9 protein-coding genes are annotated in these 19,541 nt (G+C 72.0%); 7 read left to right on the top strand and 2 right to left on the bottom strand.

Going from position 1 to position 19,541, the window contains the following annotated elements; all coding sequences use genetic code 11:
- The first annotated feature begins 598 nt into the window (after positions 1-598).
- Positions 599-1,879, top strand: coding sequence for an MFS transporter (locus ACF1AG_RS30990; RefSeq protein WP_387798420.1), 1,281 nt, complete (start codon positions 599-601; stop codon positions 1,877-1,879).
- A 466-nt stretch (positions 1,880-2,345) separates the two neighbouring features.
- Positions 2,346-2,771: a Sec-independent protein translocase subunit TatB gene (locus ACF1AG_RS30985; protein WP_359601217.1), complete on the top strand. Its 426-nt coding sequence runs from the start codon at positions 2,346-2,348 to the stop codon at positions 2,769-2,771.
- A gap of 200 nt (positions 2,772-2,971) precedes the next feature.
- On the opposite strand, the gene mgtA is transcribed toward ACF1AG_RS30985, so the two are convergent.
- Both mgtA and ACF1AG_RS30975 read right to left on the bottom strand, forming a co-directional pair.
- Positions 2,972-5,632 (bottom strand): magnesium-translocating P-type ATPase, encoded by a 2,661-nt coding sequence (gene mgtA, locus ACF1AG_RS30980; protein ID WP_387798346.1) that lies wholly within the window; start codon positions 5,630-5,632, stop codon positions 2,972-2,974.
- The gene (locus ACF1AG_RS30975) at positions 5,586-5,942 is read right to left on the bottom strand and encodes a metalloregulator ArsR/SmtB family transcription factor (protein ID WP_359601219.1); all 357 of its coding nucleotides are present in this window, start codon (positions 5,940-5,942) and stop codon (positions 5,586-5,588) included. Before ACF1AG_RS30975 ends, mgtA begins: the two co-directional genes overlap by 47 nt.
- 537 nt (positions 5,943-6,479) lie before the next feature.
- On the opposite strand from ACF1AG_RS30975, the gene ACF1AG_RS30970 reads away from it, so the two are divergent.
- The 5 genes from ACF1AG_RS30970 (at position 6,480) to ACF1AG_RS30950 (ending at position 19,393) form a co-directional block, all read left to right on the top strand.
- Complete coding sequence (locus ACF1AG_RS30970) at positions 6,480-8,219, top strand: LCP family protein (protein ID WP_359601220.1); 1,740 nt, start codon at positions 6,480-6,482, stop codon at positions 8,217-8,219.
- A gap of 304 nt (positions 8,220-8,523) precedes the next feature.
- Entirely contained in the window at positions 8,524-8,736 is a 213-nt protein-coding gene (tatA, locus tag ACF1AG_RS30965) for a Sec-independent protein translocase subunit TatA (protein ID WP_359601221.1), read from the top strand.
- A gap of 802 nt (positions 8,737-9,538) precedes the next feature.
- The gene (locus ACF1AG_RS30960) at positions 9,539-13,612 is read left to right on the top strand and encodes a discoidin domain-containing protein (RefSeq protein WP_359601222.1); all 4,074 of its coding nucleotides are present in this window, start codon (positions 9,539-9,541) and stop codon (positions 13,610-13,612) included.
- 533 nt (positions 13,613-14,145) lie between these two features.
- The gene (locus ACF1AG_RS30955; RefSeq protein WP_359601223.1) at positions 14,146-17,370 is read left to right on the top strand and encodes an alpha-L-rhamnosidase; all 3,225 of its coding nucleotides are present in this window, start codon (positions 14,146-14,148) and stop codon (positions 17,368-17,370) included.
- A 355-nt stretch (positions 17,371-17,725) separates the two neighbouring features.
- Positions 17,726-19,393 carry a TlrC/CarA/OleB/SrmB family ABC-F type ribosomal protection protein gene (locus tag ACF1AG_RS30950; protein WP_359601224.1) on the top strand — a complete coding sequence of 556 codons (1,668 nt, stop codon included), beginning with the start codon at positions 17,726-17,728 and terminating at the stop codon, positions 19,391-19,393.
- The last annotated feature ends 148 nt before the right edge of the window (positions 19,394-19,541 follow it).

The following is a 19,541-nucleotide window of genomic DNA, read 5'->3' as shown; positions in this document are numbered from 1 at the left end:
CCCTCGTACCCAAGGTGGGTCAGGTAGGCGTCGAGGTCGAGGTGCTCGCTGCTCCACATGCTCGAATCAACTTCACCGTCCCCGGCAGCTATTCCTGTTCCGTGTCCTGGGCGTCCGGTGATCGGACTGCGCTGCACCTGACTGCGCTGCACTCTGCCGGAACAACCGCCGGCCGAACAGCATCACCTCATGCACGGGTCTTCTGGCTGGCACGGGGGAGCCAGGTCTCCGAACGGGGCTGTGGTGCGAATCCCTGGGCCAGGTGGCTGCGGCCGTGGGCATGCCGTCATTGGTCTGCCGCCACCGTTGCACCGAGCGGACGTGACGCGTAGGGCCTTGGCGATGACCGAGCTCGCCTCGCCCTGGGCGAGCCGCTCGGCCGCCTCGAGCCGTAACTCCTCGCGGAACTGCTGCCGTTCGGCAGTCAGCCCGCCTCCCTGTGGATATCGCAGGCTCCGGTGATACCGCACGGACGACGAGCCATCAGCCCCTACGACACCACGAGTTCAACCTCGGTAACCGGCTGCGATGGCTTGATCACGAGGTGGCCGTTGGTCCGGCTGACTACGCTGAGCGCCTTCGCGCGCGGGAGGTTCGGTTGGTACGGCGGAGCACGCTCGGGCAGGACTTCCGGCGGCTGTGGGGCGCCTACGCGGTCAGCGCGGCGGGCAGTGCCGTGGGCATGGGTGCGTTGCCGCTGATCGCCCTTCTGGTATTGGATTCCTCGGCGTTCCAGGTCTCGGTGCTCGCGGCGTTGTCTGCGGTGGCCAGCGCGCTGATCGCTCTGCCCCTCGGGGCGCGCATCGAGCACCAGTACAAACGGCCGGTCATGATCACCGCCGATCTGGCCCGCTGCGTGCTGCTGGCCAGCATTCCCGTCGCCATGGCCTTCGACAGGCTCACCTTCACCCAGCTGTGTGTCGTCGGCGTTCTCCAGACGGCCGCGTCGGTCGCGTTCGACGCGGCCGGTGGAGCACATCTGAAAGCACTCGTCCTGCCCGAGCACCGCCTTCGTGCCAACAGCCTGTTCGAGACGACCAACTGGATCAGCGTCAGTGCCGGCCCGCCCGTCGGCGGGCTCCTGATCGGAGCACTGGGCGCGGCGGCCACGATGGTGGTCGACGCGCTGTCCTTCCTCGGATCGGCTGTGGGCATCCGTCGCATCCGGCAGCCCGAATCCGCGCCACCGGCACGCGCCGCCACCGCTCACCTGGGCCGGGACATCGCGGCCGGCTGGCAGCACCTCCTGCGCCACCCGGGACTACGGCCGCTCTTCTTCAACGCGCTGCTCTTCGGCGGATCCGTCATGATGGCCTCCCCGCTGATGGCCGTCCTCATGCTGGATGACCTCGGTCTGGCGCCGTGGCAGTACGGACTCGCTCTGGGACTTCCGTGCCTGGGCGGTGTGCTGGGCTCGCGCCTGGCCCCGCTCCTCACCCGGCGATTCGGGCAGCGTCGCGTTCTGCTGGTGTCCGGTGTCGCGCGCACGCTGTGGACGATCCTGCTGCCGCTGACGCCCTCCGGCGCCCTCGGCCTGTGTCTCATCGTGGCCGCCGACTTCGGCCTGCTCCTCTCCGCCGGGGTCTTCAACCCGTCGTTCACCACCTACCGCATGGCGGCCACACCCGACGCCTTCATGTCCCGCGTCGGCACCTCCTGGTCGGTGGGCGCGAAGACATGCCAGGCCGCCTTCGTGATCACCGGTGGCCTCGTCGCGGCCGTCGCAGGCGTACGCGGCGCCCTGCTCATCGCCGGCCTGCTGTGCATGGCGAGCGCGCTGCTTCTGCCATGGCGAAAGGCGCGCTTGTCCAGCGGGCATGTCCCCTCGCCCACGACAGAAGCGGTTCCGTCCCCGGCCACGGACGGTCCGGCCGCGTAGCGGCTTCCTGGGCTGGAGGAACGAGTCTTCGTCACCCCGGGCGGGCATTCGCGCCTTGGGTGCCGGCCCACGGGGCCGCAAGCACGCCATTCGACCAGTTCTGCAGGCGGCGCGGCAGCCGTCGGAGCAGCGGTCGCAGCGCCCACCGCCGGAGGATCCCGACTCCGAGCTCACCGGCATGAGGATCGTGCTCGACTGCTTGCCGGGCTTGCCCGGTCAGCAGGAGGGCTGCACCGGTGAGCACCCGCCCTGCAGGCGTCGCAGCTGTGCAGGAGGAAGACCGCTGCTCGAGCCGGACCAGCCCGTTTCAGCTGCATCGGCTGCATCGGCGTGAGGAAGCACTCTCCGACGATTCAACAGTTGCGCACAGGATAAAGTAGGGCCGGAGGGTGCGGCGTGACGGCCGACGCTCGCCGAGCCACCCGGCGGGCCCACTCCATTCCACGACGAGCCAGGGAGTAGCACGGTGTTCTCCGACGTGGGCATGCTCGAACTGATCACCCTCGCGATCCTCGCCGTACTCCTCTTCGGCCCGGACAAGCTCCCGCAGGTCGTCCGGAGCGCGGCAGACCTCCTTCACAGGATCCGGGAGTTCTCCGAGACCGCGCAGCAGGACCTCCGCTCCGAACTGGGTCCGGACTTCCAGGACTTCGAGTTCGAGGACCTCCGCCCCAAGGCGTTCCTCCGCAAACAGCTGCAGGACAACGGCGGTTTGGAGATCGACGAAATCCGCAACGCCTTCGACCTGAGGCCGGAGATGACAGAGGTTGCGGACGCAGTACAGGGGCTCGGCCGCGGCCCGGGAGTCTCGTCCGATCCGGTGAGCCTGCCCAGGGTCCACCAGGAAAGGCCAGTGGGTGGACGCCCGCCGGTCGACCCGGACACGACGTAACCGGCCGCGCCGGAACGCCCACGGCCGCAGTGTGGTGTCAGTCTCCCGGGGACGACTCGTCCGCGGTGGGGTCTCCTTTCAAGGGCATGGATGGTGCGACGGCCCGGGGGCCTGCGGTACGCGCCGGCGGTCCGCGGAGGAGCCATGGCCGTCGGCGCCTTGGACGCATGCTGCAAGCGGGATCGGCCGGGCTCGGCGCCTCATGGCCGTGCGCTGTCGCTGTGGTGGCGGTCGTAGCGCGATGCGGCTACCGCGAGGGTGGCCGCGTAGAGCGTCAGGATGATGGCGAGCAGCACGTAGTACGCAGGTGGCAGGGGGGCCATCGCGAGGATCGGTCCGATCGGCGACAGCGGCAGCACGATGCCGGTCAGTGCCAGTGCGGCGGCCGCGTACCGGACCGGGTCGGGAGCTCGGCGTCCGGCTGAGCGGCGGGCGCTGCGCAGGAGCAGCATCACCAGGGCCTGGGTCAGGAGGTTCTCGGTGAACCATCCGGCGTGGAACGCGTCCTGTCCCTCGGCCCCGGTCGTCGTGGTGAGGATGAGCACGGCGAACGTGGACAGGTCGGCAATGGCGTTGAGCAGCCCGAAGCCGGTGATGAAACGCAGGAAACCATGAGGCCGCAGCCGGGTGGGGCGTCGTAGTGCGGCCGGGGCGGGCCGTTCGTGGGCGAAAGCGAGCTGGGCGGCGTCGAAGCACAGGTTCTGCACCAGGACCTGCGCCGGGAGCATCGGCAGGAAGGGCAGCAGGAGGGCCGCGGCGAGCATGGCGATGACGTTGCCGAGGTTCGAGGACAGGGTGATGCGCAGGTAGGTGGCGATGTTGGCGCTGCTGTGCCGGCCGGCGGTGATCGCGTGGTCGATCGCGGCGAGGTCCTTCTCGGCGAGTACGACATCCGCTGTCTCCCGGACGACGTCGACGGCTCCCTGCGGGCAGATGCCGACGTCGGCAGCGTGCATGGCGGGCAGGTCGTTGGCGCCGTCGCCGAGGAAGCCGGTGGTGTGCCCGTCGGCGCGGAGGGTGGTGACGATGCGGGCCTTGTGTTCGGGGGCGCAGCGCGCGAAGACGGTGGTGCGTCGGGCAGCCTCGGCGAGTTCGGTGTCGGTGAGCCGGTCGATGTGGTCGGCCGTGAGCACCTCGCCCGGTTCGACGCCGAGGTCGCGGCAGACACGCGCGGCGGCCCCGGGATGGTCGCCGGTGAGGATCTTGACGGCGACGCCGCGGCAGGCGAGGTCATCGAGGGCTCCGGCCGCGGTGGGGGCGAGGGCGTCGCTCAGGACGACGAACCCGCGGAAGGTGAGACCGCGTTCGTCGGCCGGGGTGTAGTCCCGGCGCCGTGCGGGACGCCCGGCGAGGGCCACGGCGAGCAGCCGGGCCCCCGTGTCCGCCTCGCGTGCGGCCAGGGCGAGCAGGCGTTGCCGGTCGGTGTCGTCCAGCGCGCACCGCTCGAGTACGTTCTCCACGGAGCCCTTGACGACCAGTGTGTGCGTGCCGAGGCGGCCGGGGTGGCGTACGACGGCGGTGGCCAGGCGGCGTACCGGGTCGAAGGGCAGCGCGGCGACGCCGTCGTAGGCGAGAAGTTCGTCGTCGTCGGCCTGGCTCAGGATCGCTTCGTCGAGGGCGTCGGGGGTCGGCAGATCGGCGAGCTGAAGGGTCCACCAGGCGTTGACGGCGGCCCAGTGCAGCACCTCGGGGTCGTCGTGTCCGTGTGCGTTCAGGGCGTGCACGACAACGGGCCGGTCCTGGGTGAGGGTGCCGGTCTTGTCCAGGCACAGGACGTCGACAGCACCGAGGTCGTGCAGAGCGGGCAGCCGTTTGACGATCACCTTGTGGGCGTCGGCGAGGCGGGATGCTCCCCGGGCCAGCGCGGTCGTCACCACGACGGGCAGCATCTCGGGGGTCAGGCCGACCGCCACCGCGACAGCGAAGGGAAGCGTCTCCAGACCTCGTCCGTGCAGCGCGGCTCCGGCCATCAGTACGAGGGGCGGGGTCAGCAGCATGAACCGGATCAGGGTCCAGGAGATGCCGTGGACCGCCTTGTCGAAGGCGCTTTCCCGGCGCCGTTCGATCCTGCCGTAGGCGGAGGCGAGTCGTGTGCGGGCCCCGGTGGCGACGACCACGGCGGTCGCGCTGCCGTACGCCACGCTGCTGCCCTGGTAACACATGTGCGGCTGGGCGAACGTCCCGAGGTCCGTGGCATCAGGGCTGTCGAGGGGGTACTTGGAGACCGGCGCCGACTCGCCGGTGACAGCGGCCTGATGCACGCGCAGGCCGCTCGCCCGCAGCAGCCGCACATCGGCCGGCACCACATCTCCGGGCCCCAGCCGGATGACGTCGCCCGGCACCAGTTCACCGACCGGGATGTCCCGGGTCACCGGCGGCCCGTGGGCCTCAGGGCGGCGCAGCACGGTCGCGGTGGTGGTCACCAGCTCACGCAGCGCGGCCGCGGAACGGTCGGCCCGGTGTTCTCCTGACGAGCGCAGCAGGCAGCTGACCGCCACCAGGGAGAGGATCACGCTCCCCGAGCCCCAGGCGCCGACGGACACCGACACCAGGCCGAGGAAGAGCAGCACTGCGGTGAACGGGTCGCGCAGGCTGCGCAGAAAACGCCGAGGCCGGGAGACGGGCCGCCAGGCGGGCAGTACGTTCTCTCCGTACCGGGCCAGCCGGCGCTCGGCTTCCGCCTCTGCAAGGCCGCGCGGTCCGCTGTCCAGCTGCCGCAGCACCTGCAGCGAGGTGAGGGCGCCGGGCGCCGCTGCGCTGCTCGCTGCCGGCAGGCCCAGGGTGTCCGAGGTCACAGGGGGCTGGGGAGCAGTCTCAGGCACCGAAGGCACGGGATCGCGGTGCCGAGGGCCGGTCGGCACGGGCGGTGAGTTGGTCGACCATCAGCCGCACCACGGTGACCACATCGGGGTCGTCGACGAAGTAGACCTGCCGCCGTCCCTCACGTCTCGAACGCACCAGACCCGCCAGCTTCAGCTTGGTCAGATGCTGACTCACCGCCGGCAGCGCGCCGCCCACTCGTGCCGCGAGTCCCGTGACATCGCTCTCGCCCTGCGCCAGCGCCCACACGATGTGCAGCCGCGAGGGCGAGGCGAGGAGCCCGAAGGCCGCGGCCGCCTCCGCCAGCACCTCAGCAGGAGGGTCCCCGAAGCCACCGGCACCCTTCGCCACGGTCGTCTCCCATCCTGCCAGCCGCCCTGTCTGGACGTTCGGACGTCACAGTCTAGGTCCCGGCCCAGTCGTCCCCGGACATCCCCGACCGGCGCAGCGGGGCCGGCCGGAGGGTGTCGCACCACGAGGCCGGCGCTGGTCTTCCCGCCATGGTCCTGCCTGCTGAGAGCTTCTCCTCCTGCGGGCCGGGGGGGTGCCGGGCGCCCGAGTCACGGGGCGGCCCGGCGAAGGCTTTGAGGTCTTCTCGCGTTGGTGAGGCGGGATCGGTCATGGCCGGGGTGCCGTGTCGCGGGCGAGGCATGCTGGGCGGTCCATCCTGCTGTTCCGCCCGCGATCCACCCCTTTCTGGGGAGATCCATGAGATTCCTCACCTGTGAAGCGGGACCGGCTCCGTGCCGCCCGCAACACGCATTTGTTAGATTGCGCAACCAGGCAAGCGAGGGACGGCCGCGCTTCGTCCGACCGAGCACGTCGCGCACGCCGGGCCGCTGACCCGGCGGTGCGGCCTGACGGGCCCGGCCATTCAGGGGAGTGGGAATGAGCGACTCGTGGGACGGCCCGGCCGGCCAGGCCACACACAGCCGGACCGTCCGGGTGTCCGGACAGCGCACGGCCGAGTCCGACGGAGCACTCGAGTCCGACGGAGCACTCGAGTTCGGCGGAGCACTCGGGCCCGGCGGCGGACGGGCCGCGGCGCGGGCAGCCACCCGTCCGCGTGGAGGCAGACGGTCGCGCCGTGCCCGGCCGGTGCGCCGCGGCAGGCGGGTGCTGCGGCTCACCGGGATCTGCCTGGCCGTCCTGTTGCTGGGCACGGCCGGGGCCGGCTGGTGGTTCTACCAGCACCTCAACGGCAACATCAACAGTGTCGCGCTCGACGGCAAGGGCGGCAGCGAGAAGGCCGACGCGTCCGGACGCACTCCCATCAACATCCTGGTCATGGGCTCGGACGCCCGTAGCAGCACGGCGGACTGCAAGCTCGGCGGCGGCTGCGCGAGGACCGGAGTCCAGAACGGCTACGGGAACGCGGACGTGGAGATGGTGGTGCACATATCCGCCGACCGCTCCAACGCCACCGTCATGAGCATTCCCCGCGACACCATGACTCAGGTTCCGGCCTGCACGGACACCGCAAAGGGCACGTCCACGGCCGGCTACTACGGCCAGATCAACAGCGCCCTGCAGTACGGCCCGGCCTGCCAGGTGGCCGCCGTCCACCAGCTCACGGGCATCCCCATCGACCATTTCATCAAGCTCGACTTCGCCGGCGTCGTCGACATGTCCGACGCGGTCGGCGGGGTTTCCGTCTGCGTCAGCGACGACGTCTACGACACCTACTCGCACCTGAAACTGTCCAGAGGCACCCACACCCTCAAGGGCGAAGCGGCGCTGCAGTTCGTCCGCTCCCGGCACGGCTTCGGCGACGGCAGCGACCTGGGCCGGACCGTCTCACAGCACATCTTCCTCAGCGCGATGATCCGCAACTTCAAGAGCGCGGGAACCCTGACCGACCCCGCCGCCGTCTACAGGCTCGCCGACGCCGCCACCAAGGCGCTCACCGTGGACGACGGCCTCGGCAGCGTCAAGAAGCTGATCGCGCTCGCCGCCGACCTGAACAAGGTCCCCGCCGAGCGGATGACCTTCACGACGATGCAGACCACTCCCGACCCGAACGACAGCAACCGGGTGGTGGTCGGTACCGGCGCCAGGAGTCTGTTCGCGGCCATGGCCGACGACCGGCCCCTCACCACCGGCTCCGGCGAGAAGTCCGCGGCGGCTTCCGCGACCGCCCCGGCCTCGGCGCCACCCACCTCCCAGATCGCCGTGACGGTCGAGAACGGCACCGGGATCACCGGCCGCGCCGCCACCATCGCCACCGCCCTGACCGACCAGGGCTTCAGCTCGAGCACCACCACGGCCAACGCCCCCAGCCCTGCCACCACAACCACCCTCACCTACGGCACCGACCAGAAGGCCGAGGCGCAGACCGTCGCCAGGGCCCTGGGCCTGCCCTCCTCGCACCTGAGGCACGGCAGCAGCACCGGCCTGACCCTGGTGATCGGAAGCGACTGGACCAGCGGCGCCAGCTTCTCCGGCGCCGCATCCCCACCCGCAGCCGCGGACACGAAAGCCGCGCTCTCCAACGCCCACGCCTCTACCGCCGGGTCCAAGAACTGCGCCAAGGTCAGCCCGTACAAGACGGTCAGTCTCGACGGGGTCCCCATGACGCCCTCCCAGGCCTACGCGTCGGCCCCCGGCAAGCCGGACTCCGACACGTGAATCCGGTTCTTCACCCCCTGAAGGAACCCGGCGGTTGAAGGAACCCGGCGGTCCTGGAGCGGCCGTACGCCTCGCTGCACGGCCGATGCGCAGCAACCGCAGGACCCCCGGCCCGGGCCCGTGACCGGCGGACGATGCCGGTGTGCCGCGGGGGCCATCGATGCGGCTTATTCCGTCCGTCCCGGCCGACGGATGAAGCCGGCCCGGAACTCATTATTGTATAGTTGCGCAATACTGCAATACAGGTGGACGGCGGGCTGTTCCCGGCCCGTACCGCTGCCCGGCAACGGAAAGGGCGGGTGGAATGCTCCGCAACGGACTGGAACCCTGGCATCTGCTGATCGTGGTGATCGTGGCGATCGTGCTCTTCGGTTCGAAGAAGCTGCCCGAGGCCGCCCGCGGGCTGGGCAAGTCCATGCGCATCCTCAAGAGCGAGGCCAGAGCCATGAAGGAGGACGACGCCGCGGACAAGGCCGGGACCGCCCGGCCGCCGGCGACGGATCACACAGCCCACTGACGCCGGACGTGGGCGCCCGCAGGGCCCGGCGATGCCGATGCCGTACTGCAGCGGTCCACCACCCGCCCTGCCCTTGCCCCCCGGCGTTTCCGCCCGGGAAGGCGGCAGGGTTCATGAGGCGTGAAAGCTCCGTCAGCCGGTCGAGCCGGTCGAGCCGGTCGAGCCGGTCGAACATCATGGCGGCGACGGACGGCACGGGCGCGCAGGACAAGGGCAGAGGTTTGCCGGGGTTGAAACACCTATGAAGGCGAACGGCGTCCAGTGGCCCGCGAAGTGACGGCTTCGACGAGCGGTGTTGTGCGGCCGCCCCTCGCGGACAACATGGTGATGCGCACCGTCCGTGACCGTGCCCTGGTTCCGCTGCTCCGTCTCCCGACCCGCCTGGACGGGGAACTCGGTCACCGGTGGGCGCTTGCCGCCCCTGCCCCGGTTGCGCCGGCCTTTGCGAACATCACCCGCGGACGCTTGGGCGCGGATACCGCGGTGGCCGCACTCTCGGAGACCAGCGGGAGACGGGCCGTCATGCTCGTTCGTCCCGACGGACACCTCGGTGGGCGGGCCCATCACTAGCCGCGTTGGACGACTGAGACCGCGGACGCGGCCTTGGCGAACACTGTGCTGTTGGCATCGGTGTCGGTACCTGATCACAGGTCAGGTGTGGCCGCGGGCGGCACCGTAGCCGTCCGGAGGGTTGACAGGCGGCACCCGGCGGACGAGCCTTTGGCAACGTTGTCATCCGGGTCCGCCTCACCGTGCGGAGCCGGTCATCGCGCCCTGCGCTCCTGAGGGGACGTCACACACCATGACCGATCGATCGGGTCCGTCGCGCCTGCCGTCGCGACGGGCCGTAGTCACCACGGGCCCCGTCCTGCTGGCGGGGTTCGGCCTCGGTGCCGCGCTGCCCGCGTCACCCGCCGCTGCCGCCCCCGCCGGCACGCGGGCCGGCGGTGAGCTGGCCCGCTACCGCCCCGTCACGGCTTCCTCCACCGCCTATGCCGCCACGCCCGGGTCGTTCGTCGTCGACCGCCTCACGTCCCCGGGCGTCAAGGGCAGCGGATGGCGTGCCGAGGGCGGTGATCCGCAGTGGATCGCCGTCGACCTCCAGGCGGCCGCCGAGGTCACGCGGATCCGTCTCACCTTCGAGGCCGACGCCTCCGACCCGGTGTACACGCCGCCCGTCGAAGGCAATGTGCACAGCGGCACCACCGGCAAGGAGATCCAGTCGAGCTACTCCCTGGTCTTCGTGGTGGAGACCTCCCTCGACAACGAGTCCTGGACAGCGGTGTACAGCACCGCTCAGGGCACCGGCGGCGTGGTGGACATCCCGCTCACGCGCCCCGCCCGCGCCCGCTGGGTGCGCCTGACGTCCCGGAAACGTTCCAGCCCCCTGCCCCTGGGGCTCAACGGCTTCGAGGTGTACGGCACCGCCGAGGGCCGTCGCCCCGCGGTGACCGGCTGGACCGACTGGGGGACCCGCCCGGGCAGGCCGCCCAAGCTGACCGTCGCCGACGACGGGACCGTCCCCCTGGAGTCCGGCTGGCGGCTCACCCTGGACGACTGGGCCGGCGCGGACGGCGCCCGCCTGTCGACGACCTCCGTGGACACCGCCGACTGGCTGCCCGCCACTGTCCCCGGCACCGTGCTCGGCTCCCTCGTGGAGCAGGGCAAGCTGCCCGACCCCGTGGCGGGCCTGAACAACCTGCACATCCCCGAGGCCCTGTCGCGCCACTCCTGGTGGTACAAGCGGGACTTCGCGCTGCCGCGAGGTCTTCGCGCGGGAGCAGGCCGGCACGTGTGGCTGGAGTTCGACGGCATCAACCACAAGGCCGACGTCTGGCTCAACGGCAACCAGGTCGGCGCTCTGACCCACCCGTTCGCCCGCGCCGCCCTCGACGTCACCGGTCACCTGGCCGAGCACGGCGACAACGCGCTCGCCGTGCGGATCTCACCCATGCCGGTGCCCGGAAGCCCCGGTGACAAGGGCCCCGCGGGCGAGGCGTGGGTCGACGCCGGCGCACAGCAGATGAACCTCAACTCCCCGACGTACCTCGCCTCCTCCGGCTGGGACTGGATGCCCGCGGTGCGTGACCGCTCGGCCGGCATCTGGAACCACGTCCGGCTCCGGTCGACCGGGCACGCCGTCATCGGCGACCCGCGCGTCGACACCACTCTGCCGAAGCTGCCGGACCTGTCGGTGGCGGAGGTGACCGTGGTCGTCCCGGTCCGTAACGCCGGCACCGCAGAGCTCCGGACCACGGTCACCGCCGCCTTCGACGGGGTACGCGTCTCCAGGAACGTCACCGTGGAGCCCGGCCGGAGCGTCGACGTCGTCTTCGCCCCCGACGCGTTCGCGCAGTTGAAGCTGCGTGACCCCAAGCTGTGGTGGCCCAACGGGCTGGGCGAACCGCACCTGCACGACCTGACCCTGACGGCGTCCGTCGACGGCCGGGAGAGCGACCGTCGCACCACCAAGTTCGGCATCCGCCAGTTCGGCTACGAGTACGACGTACCGCTGCCGTTCACCGCGTCCGGCGACGCCTGCACGCAGACCGTGACGTTCGAACGGCGGCAGGCCCGCTACGTCCGCGTCAGATGCCTGACCCGGGCCACCTCCTGGGGCAGCTCCCTGTGGTCCCTCTCCGTCGGCGACAGCGCCAGGCCCGGCATCGACCTCGCCCTGCACGCGGCCGTCGAGGCCTCCAGCACCGACCAGGACGACCACGGCCCCGCCAACGCCACCGACGGTGACGACACCACCCGCTGGTCCTCGAAGTTCGAGGACGACCAGTGGATACGCGTCGACCTGGGCTCGGTCCAGTCCTTCGACCGGGTCGACCTCACCTGGGAGCAGGCGTACGCCAAGACCTTCGTGGTCCAGGTGTCGGCGGACGACTCGGACTGGACCGACGTGACGTCCGTCGACAACGGGGCGGTACCGCTGCCCTTCACAGGCGGCAACGCCAGTCTCCAGATCGTGGACTTCGAGCGGACGACCGCACGCCATGTCCGCCTGCAGTGCGGTCTGCGCAACACCAGCTGGGGGAACTCCCTGTGGAGCCTGAGCGTCGTCGACACCGACGACCCCGGCACCGATCTCGCACTGCGCCGGACGGCCACCGCCTCCACCGAGGAGCACGACAACCCCGCCTCCCACGCCACCGACGGTGATCCGAGCACCCGCTGGTCGTCCGTGTACGAGGACCACCAGTGGATCCAGGTCGACCTGGGCTCCCCGCGCGCCTTCGACCGCGTCGCCGTCCTGTGGGAGACCGCCCACCCGAAGACCTACCTCGTCCAGGTGTCCGACGACGGGGACGACTGGACCGATGTCACCTCCGTGTCCCTCACCCCCGACCCGCTGAAGATCAGCGTCAACGGCGTGCGGGTGCTGGCCCGCGGCGGCAACTGGGGCTGGGACGAACTGCTGCGCCGCATGCCGGCGGAGCGCATGGACGCGGCCGTGCGCATGCACCGCGACATGAACTTCACCATGATCCGCAACTGGGTCGGCAGCAGCGACCGTGAGGAGTTCTTCGCCGCCTGCGACCGCCACGGCATCCTGGTGTGGAACGACTTCCCCAACGCCTGGGGCATGGACCCGCCGGACCGTGACGCCTTCGTCTCGCTCGCCCGCGACACCGTGCTGCGCTACCGGATCCACCCCTGCGTGGCCGTCTGGTGCGGCGCCAACGAAGGCAACCCTCCCGCCGCGGTCGACAAGGGCATGCGGGAGGCGGTCCAGGACCAGGCGCCCGGCCTGCTCTACCAGAACAACTCGGCCGGAGGAACCGTCACCGGCGGCGGCCCCTACGGCTGGGTGGAGCCGGAGAAGTACTTCGACCCGATGACGTACGGCAGCAAGGACTTCGGTTTCCACACCGAGATCGGCATGCCCGTCGTCTCCACCGCCGCGAGCATCCGCAGCATGACCGGCGACGAACCGGAGTGGCCGATCGGGGGCGCCTGGTACCACCACGACTGGAGCGAGCGCGGGAACCAGGCACCGCAGAACTACAAGGCGGCCGTCGAAGCACGCCTCGGGGAGGCCGGGGACCTCGACGACTTCGCCCGCAAGGCGCAGTTCGTCAACTACGAGAACACGCGTGCCATGTTCGAGGCGTGGAACGCCAACCTGTGGGACAACGCCTCCGGACTGATGCTGTGGATGTCCCACCCCGCCTGGCACAGCACGGTCTGGCAGACCTACGACTACGACTTCGACGTCAACGGCACCTACTACGGGGCCCGCACGGCGTGTGAACCCCTGCACGTCCAGGCCGACCCGGTGAAGTGGCAGGTCGTCGCCGTGAACCACACCTCGAGCGATCTGCGCGGCGCGACCGTCACCGCCGAGCTGTTCGACCTTGCCGGCCGGCGGCTCGGCGCGGCCCGGCGGACGCGGCTCGACATCGCCCGGGCGGCCACCGCCCAGGCCTTCACCGCGGCCTGGACGAAGGGTCTTCCCGACCTCCATCTCCTCCGGCTCACGCTGACGGACGCCAGGGGCAGGGAGGTGTCGCGGAACACGTACTGGCGCTACCGCGACCCCGCGTCCCTGCGCGACCTGAACAGGACCAGGCAGGTCAAGCTGACCGGCGGGACCACCAAGGTCTCGCGTTCGGGGGAACGCCACGCCCTGACGGCGACGGTCCACAACGCGGGAGCGGCGGTGGCCGCGATGGTCAGGCTGTCCCTGTTCGAGGAGGCAGAGGGCCGCCGGGTGCTGCCGACGCTGTACAGCGACAACTACCTGTGGCTGCTGCCCGGCGAGTCCCGCACCGTCCGTCTGTCCTGGCCGGCGGAGGCGTGCGCGTCGAGGACCCCGGTGCTGACCGCGCAGGCCTACAACAGCCCGGTGGCGACCCTCCGAGGCTGAGCAGCCGGCGCCGTGCGGTCCCGGCGGCCCCGCGCCGGGACCGGCTCCCCGGATCAACCGCGCGCGCCGCGGGAGCTGGGCGTACGGGGGTGTGAGGGGGCGTGCCCTGTGGCCGCTGCAGTTCGAATCCGACTGCTCGATGTCTGTGAAGCGCCCCTCTTCCTGGCTGCCCGCGCGGTGGCCTCCCTCCGGCGGCCGGCCTAGCGGCCGGCCGCTAGGGGTCGGTGCGGCCGCCAGGGGGCGGTGCATTCGCCGACGGGACTGCGGACGCGGCTACGGCACGATGATTGAAACCGTTCAATACCCTCACCGGCGCTCGCCCCGGCCGCTCGCCGGGCCCCGGCCGCCGACCCCTCCCCCGCACACCCGCGCGGGCGCCATTTCCGTCAACACCCGTGCCTCCGCAAGCGCTTACTCGCCCCGCTCGCCCGTTTCGCCGCGTCCTTCTCATTGACCCCACCCGGCCGCGCCTCTACGGTGGCCACGCTCACCGCATGTGAAACGATTCAATTCCTACCGTGCGAGGTGGCGTCGTGATCAGTCGCAGAAACGTCCTGGCGAGCACGGCGGCCGTGGTGGCCGCCACGGCCGCCGGAGCCGGGCCGGCGCAGGCCGTGCCCGGGTCCTCCCCCACCACCGCCCGGGCCGGCGGGCGGGCCGCGCCCGTGGAGATCACCGCACCCACCGTCGAGTACGCCCGGCACCCGCTGGGCCTGGACGAGCCGCGTCCGCGGTTCAGCTGGCCCATGGCCTCCGACGAACCGGGGCTGCGGCAGAGCGCCTACCAGCTGCGGGTGGCCACCAGCACCTCCGCGCTGACGCGGCCCGACGTCTGGGACAGCGGCCGGGTGGCCTCCGAGGAGTCGGTCCTCGTGCCGTACGAAGGGCCCGAACTGCGGCCGAGGACACGGTACTTCTGGACCGTGCGGGTCTGGGACGGCCAGGGCCGGGTCTCCGGGTGGAGCGAGCCGGACTGGTGGGAGACCGGCCTGATGGGCGCCGGGCAGTGGGCCGCGCGGTGGATCTGTGCCCCCGCGGAGCTGACCGACGCGCCGTCCTTCGAGGGCGGTCGGTGGATCTGGTTCCCCGAGGGCGACCCGGCGAGCAGCGTGCCGGCCGCCACCCGCTGGTTCCGGCGCACCGTGGACCTGCCCGGGGAGGAGGAGATCACCTCGGCCACCCTCGTCATCACCGCGGACAACGCCTACTCCGTGTCCCTCAACGGCCGCGAGGTGGCCCGCACCGACCTGGCCACGGACAACCAGGACTGGCAGCGGCCCGCCGTCGTGGACGTCCTCGACCAGGTGGTCTCCGGGAGCAACGTGATCGCGGTCGAGGCCGTCAACGGCACCGAGGGGCCGGCCGGTCTCCTCGCCGTCCTCGTCGTGCGGACGGCCTCGGGCGAGCGGCGGACCGTGACGGACGCCGGCTGGAAGGTCACCGACCGGGAGCCCGCCGGGGACTGGCGCGGCGCCGGGTTCGACGACTCGGGGTGGGCTGCCGCGCGGGAGGCGGCGCCGTGGGGGTCGGGCCCGTGGGGGACGGTCACGCCTGCCCTGCACGCGGTGACGCGGCTGCGCCGGGAGTTCTCCCTGCGGCGGGTGAGGGTGCGGCGGGCGCGGCTGTACGTCACCGCGCTCGGGCTCTACGAGGCGCACCTCAACGGTGTCCGTGTCGGGCGCGACCAGCTCGCGCCCGGGTGGACGGACTACCGCACGCGGGTGCAGTACCAGACGCACGACGTCACGGAGCTGGTGCGTTCGGGCGGCGGGAACGCTCTCGGGGTGTATCTCGCGCCGGGCTGGTTCGCGGGCAACGTCGGCATGTTCGGCCCGCACCAGTACGGCCGGCATCCGGCGCTGCTGGCGCAGCTGGAGGTCGACTACGCCGACGGGACGGTGCAGCGCGTCACCTCCGGCACGGACTGGTCGGTCTCGTCGGGGCCGGTCGTCTCGGCGGACTTGCTGGACGGTGAGACGTACGACGCCCGCAGGGAGACTCCCGGGTGGGCGTCGCCGGGGTTCGACGACGCGGGGTGGCTGCGGGCGGTCGAGGCGGACGGGGTGGTGCCGGAGCGGGTGGTGGCGCAGGCCGACGCCCCGGTGCGGGTGAGCGAGGAGCTGACGCCGGTGGGTGTCGGCGAGCCGAGGCCGGGGGTGTTCGTCTTCGACCTGGGCCGCAACATGGTCGGGTCCGTGCGGCTGCGGGTGAGGGGCCGGGCGGGCACCGTGGTGCGGCTGCGGCACGCCGAGGTCCTCAACCCCGACGGCACGCTCTACACGGCGAACCTCCGCACCGCGAAGGCGACCGACACCTACGTGCTGAAGGGCGGCGGCCTGGAGACGTACGAGCCGCGTTTCACCTTCCACGGCTTCCGCTACGTCGAGGTCACCGGCTTCCCCGGCACGCCGACCGCGCGGGCGGTCACCGGGCGGGTGATGCACACCGACGCGCCCGCGACGCTCACGTTCGCCACCGACTCCCCGATGCTGAACCAGCTGCACAGCAACATCACGTGGGGGCAGCGGGGAAACTTCCTGTCCGTGCCGACCGACACCCCCGCGCGGGACGAACGCCTGGGCTGGACCGGCGACATCAACGTGTTCGCGCCGACCGCCGCGTACACGATGGAGTCGGCGCGCTTCCTGACGAAGTGGCTGACGGATCTGCGGGACGCGCAGACGGCGGAGGGCTCCTTCACGCACGTGGCGCCCGACGTCGGGCGGCTCGGTGACGGGGCGGCGGGCTGGGGTGACGCGGGTGTCACCGTCCCCTGGGCGCTGTACCAGGCGTACGGGGACGTGCGGGTGCTTCAGGAGGCGTGGCCGTCGGTGGTGGCCTGGCTGGGTTACCTGGAGCAGCACAGCGACGGTCTGCTGCGGCCGGCGGACGGTTTCGGCGACTGGCTGAACGTCGACGACGAGACCCCCAAGGACGTCGTCGCCACCGCCTACTTCGCGCACGTCGCGGATCTCGCCGCACGGATGGCGGGCGAGCTGGGCCGGGACCCCGCGCCCTACGAGGACCTGTTCGGGCGGGTGCGGGACGCCTTCCGGCGGGCGTACGTCGATGCCGCGGGGCGGGTGAAGGGCGACACGCAGACCGCGTACGTCCTCGCGCTGTCCATGGGGCTGGTGCCCGACGCCCTGCGGGACGCGGCGGCCGGCCGGCTGGTGGCGCTCGTCGAGGCCCGCGACTGGCACCTGTCGACGGGGTTCCTCGGCACGCCGAGGCTGCTGCCCGTACTCACCGACACCGGGCACACCGATGTCGCCTACCGGCTGCTCACCCGGCGCACCTTCCCGAGCTGGGGTTACCAGATCGAGCGCGGCGCGACGACGATGTGGGAGCGGTGGGACTCGCTGCGGCCCGACGGCACCTTCCAGGATCCGGGCATGAACTCCTTCAACCACTACGCCTACGGCTCGGTGGGTGAGTGGATGTACGCGCACATCGCGGGGATCGCGCCGGGCCGGCCGGGCTACCGCGAGGTCGTCGTCCGGCCGCGTCCCGGCGGCGGCGTCGACGAGGCGCGGGCGACGCTCAGCTCGGTGCGGGGGCCGATCTCCACCCGGTGGCGGCGGCGGGGCGGCCGCTTCGAGCTGACGTGCTCGGTGCCGGTGAACACCACCGCGCAGGTGTGGATCCCGGCGTCGGCGACGGACCGGGTCGAGCACACGGGTGCGGTGCTGCTGCGGCGCGAGGACGGGTGCCAGGTGTTCCGCGTCGGTTCGGGGACGCATCGGTTCGCGGTGTGAAGTCCGGCCGGCCGCGCGGGAGTCGGGGTACGCCCGCGCGGCCGGCTCACGCGGTGGTGGTGACGGCCTGGGCGGCGGTCGTGTCGGGCGGGTAGAGGTATGCGCCTCGAGCACGAGGTCCAGGCCGAGCGCGCCCACCTCGGCGAGCAGCGGGGCCCGGCCCCGCCTCACTGGAACGAGACGTATCGTCTTGCGAAGGTGCCGGGCCTCGCGTACTGTCCTGCACATGGGTTCCCTGTGAGATTGCCGGCGCCGGCCGCGTAGAGCTGTGCTCCGCCGCCGTCGCGCCTCGCCGCGCAGCCGTCCGCCCCGATCCGGCCCGGGTCCCACCCGTGCGGCCAGGAGGGACCTCATCGTGCACACACCTCAACTCGCCCTGTCCCACGTCACCAAGGGCTACCCCGGCCGTACCGTTCTGGACGACGTCTCCTTCACCCTCAAACCCGGCGAGAAGGCCGGACTGATCGGCGACAACGGCACCGGCAAGTCCACGCTGCTGCGGCTGATCGCCGGCCGGGAGCGCCCCGACAGCGGGGAGGTGACCGTGGCCGCCGCCGGCGGTGTCGGACATCTGCCCCAGTCCCTCCCCCTGCCGCCGGCCGCCACCGTCCAGGACGCCGTCGACCTGGCCCTCGCGGACCTGCGTGCCCTGGAGGCCGAGCTGCACCGTGCCGGGCGGGCGCTCGAGGCGGCCGGCGACGACCCGGCGGCGCTCGCCGCGTACGAGGCGCTCCTCGCCCGCTACGAGGCCAGGGAGGGGTACGACGCCGACCACCGGGTGGACATCGCGCTGCACCACCTCGGCCTGCCGGGGCTGCGCCGCGAACGCCCGCTGGGCACCCTCTCCGGCGGCGAGCGCTCCCGGCTCGCCCTCGCCGGTGTCCTGGCCGGCCGGCCGGAGCTGCTGCTCCTGGACGAGCCGACCAACGACCTCGACGACCGGGCGGTCGAGTGGCTGGAGGCGCAGCTGCGGGCGCACCGCGGCACGGTGCTCGCGGTCACCCACGACCGTGTCTTCCTGGAGCGCCTGACCACCACGGTCCTGGAGGCCGAGGAGGGGAAGATCACCCGTTACGGCGACGGCTACGACGGTTACCGCACCGCGAAGGCGGCCGAACGGCGCCGCCGGGTCCAGGAGTACGAGGAGTGGCGCTCCGAGCTGGCCCGCAACGAGCGGCTGGCCGCCGGACACGCCGCGCGCCTCGGCGTCATCCCGCGCAAGGCGCCGCTGGCCAACTTCGGCCACGGCGGCTTCCGGGCCCGCGGCCGGGCGCACGGCGCGATGGCCCGCATCCGCAACGCCCGTGAGCGGGTCCAGCGGCTGACCGCCGACCCGGTGGCGCCGCCGCCCGAGCCGCTGGCCTTCGCACCCCGCACGGCTGTGCCGGGCGCCGTCCCGGACAGGGCCGCCGGGGCCGTCCCGGGAGACCTGCCCGCCGTGCACCTGTCGGACGTGCGGGTGGGTGACCGTCTGCGGGTGGATGCGCTCACCCTCGGCCGCAGCGGCAGGCTTCTCGTCACCGGTCCCAACGGGGCGGGCAAGACCACGCTGGCGAGGGTGCTCGCCGGTGAACTGCGGCCGGACCAGGGCACGGTGCGGGTGCCCGGCCGGGTGGGGCACCTGCGCCAGGACGGGACGCCGTGGCCGCCCGGCCTGACGGTGGCCGAGGCGTTCGGGCTGGGCCGTGTCGGTTCCATCGACGAACACGCCGACGCCCTGCTCGCCCTCGGCCTCTTCCGCCCCGCGGACCTGCGCTCACGCATGGGCGAGCTGTCCTACGGGCAGCGCCGGCGGGTGGATCTGGCCCGGCTGGTCACGGAACCCGCCGATCTCCTGCTGCTCGACGAGCCGACGAACCACCTGTCACCGGCGTTGGTCGAACAGCTGGAGGAGGCGCTGACCGGATACCCGGGGGCGATCGTGCTGGTCACCCACGACCGTTCGCTGCGGGCGCGGTTCGAGGGCGAGCGGCTGGAACTGCCGCGGCGGGAGGCGGGAGTCGCGGGGGTCCGGGCGGGCTGACGCGTGACGAGCGGGCCCCTGCCGGTGCGGCAGGGGCCCGGCCGGTCAGCGGGCGGGCGGAGGCGTCGCGCGTTCGATCAGACCGTGCACGTCCTGGTCGCCGCTCGGGTCCCGAAGGAGCCGGTGTCGTCCGCCGGCGCCGGGTCGT

It is taken from the genome of Streptomyces sp. NPDC014764 (assembly GCF_043082785.1).
In the GTDB taxonomy this organism is placed as follows: Bacteria; Actinomycetota; Actinomycetes; order Streptomycetales; family Streptomycetaceae; genus Streptomyces; species Streptomyces althioticus.
This window is presented reverse-complemented; position numbering and strand designations above follow the sequence as displayed.

What these genes read in the sequence shown, in the direction of transcription:
- ACF1AG_RS30970 (WP_359601220.1), top strand. Translation starts at nt 6,480, where the DNA reads ATGAGCGACTCGTGGGACGGCCCGGCCGGCCAGGCCACACACAGCCGG.
- tatA (WP_359601221.1), top strand. Translation starts at nt 8,524, where the DNA reads ATGCTCCGCAACGGACTGGAACCCTGGCATCTGCTGATCGTGGTGATC.
- ACF1AG_RS30960 (WP_359601222.1), top strand. Translation starts at nt 9,539, where the DNA reads ATGACCGATCGATCGGGTCCGTCGCGCCTGCCGTCGCGACGGGCCGTA.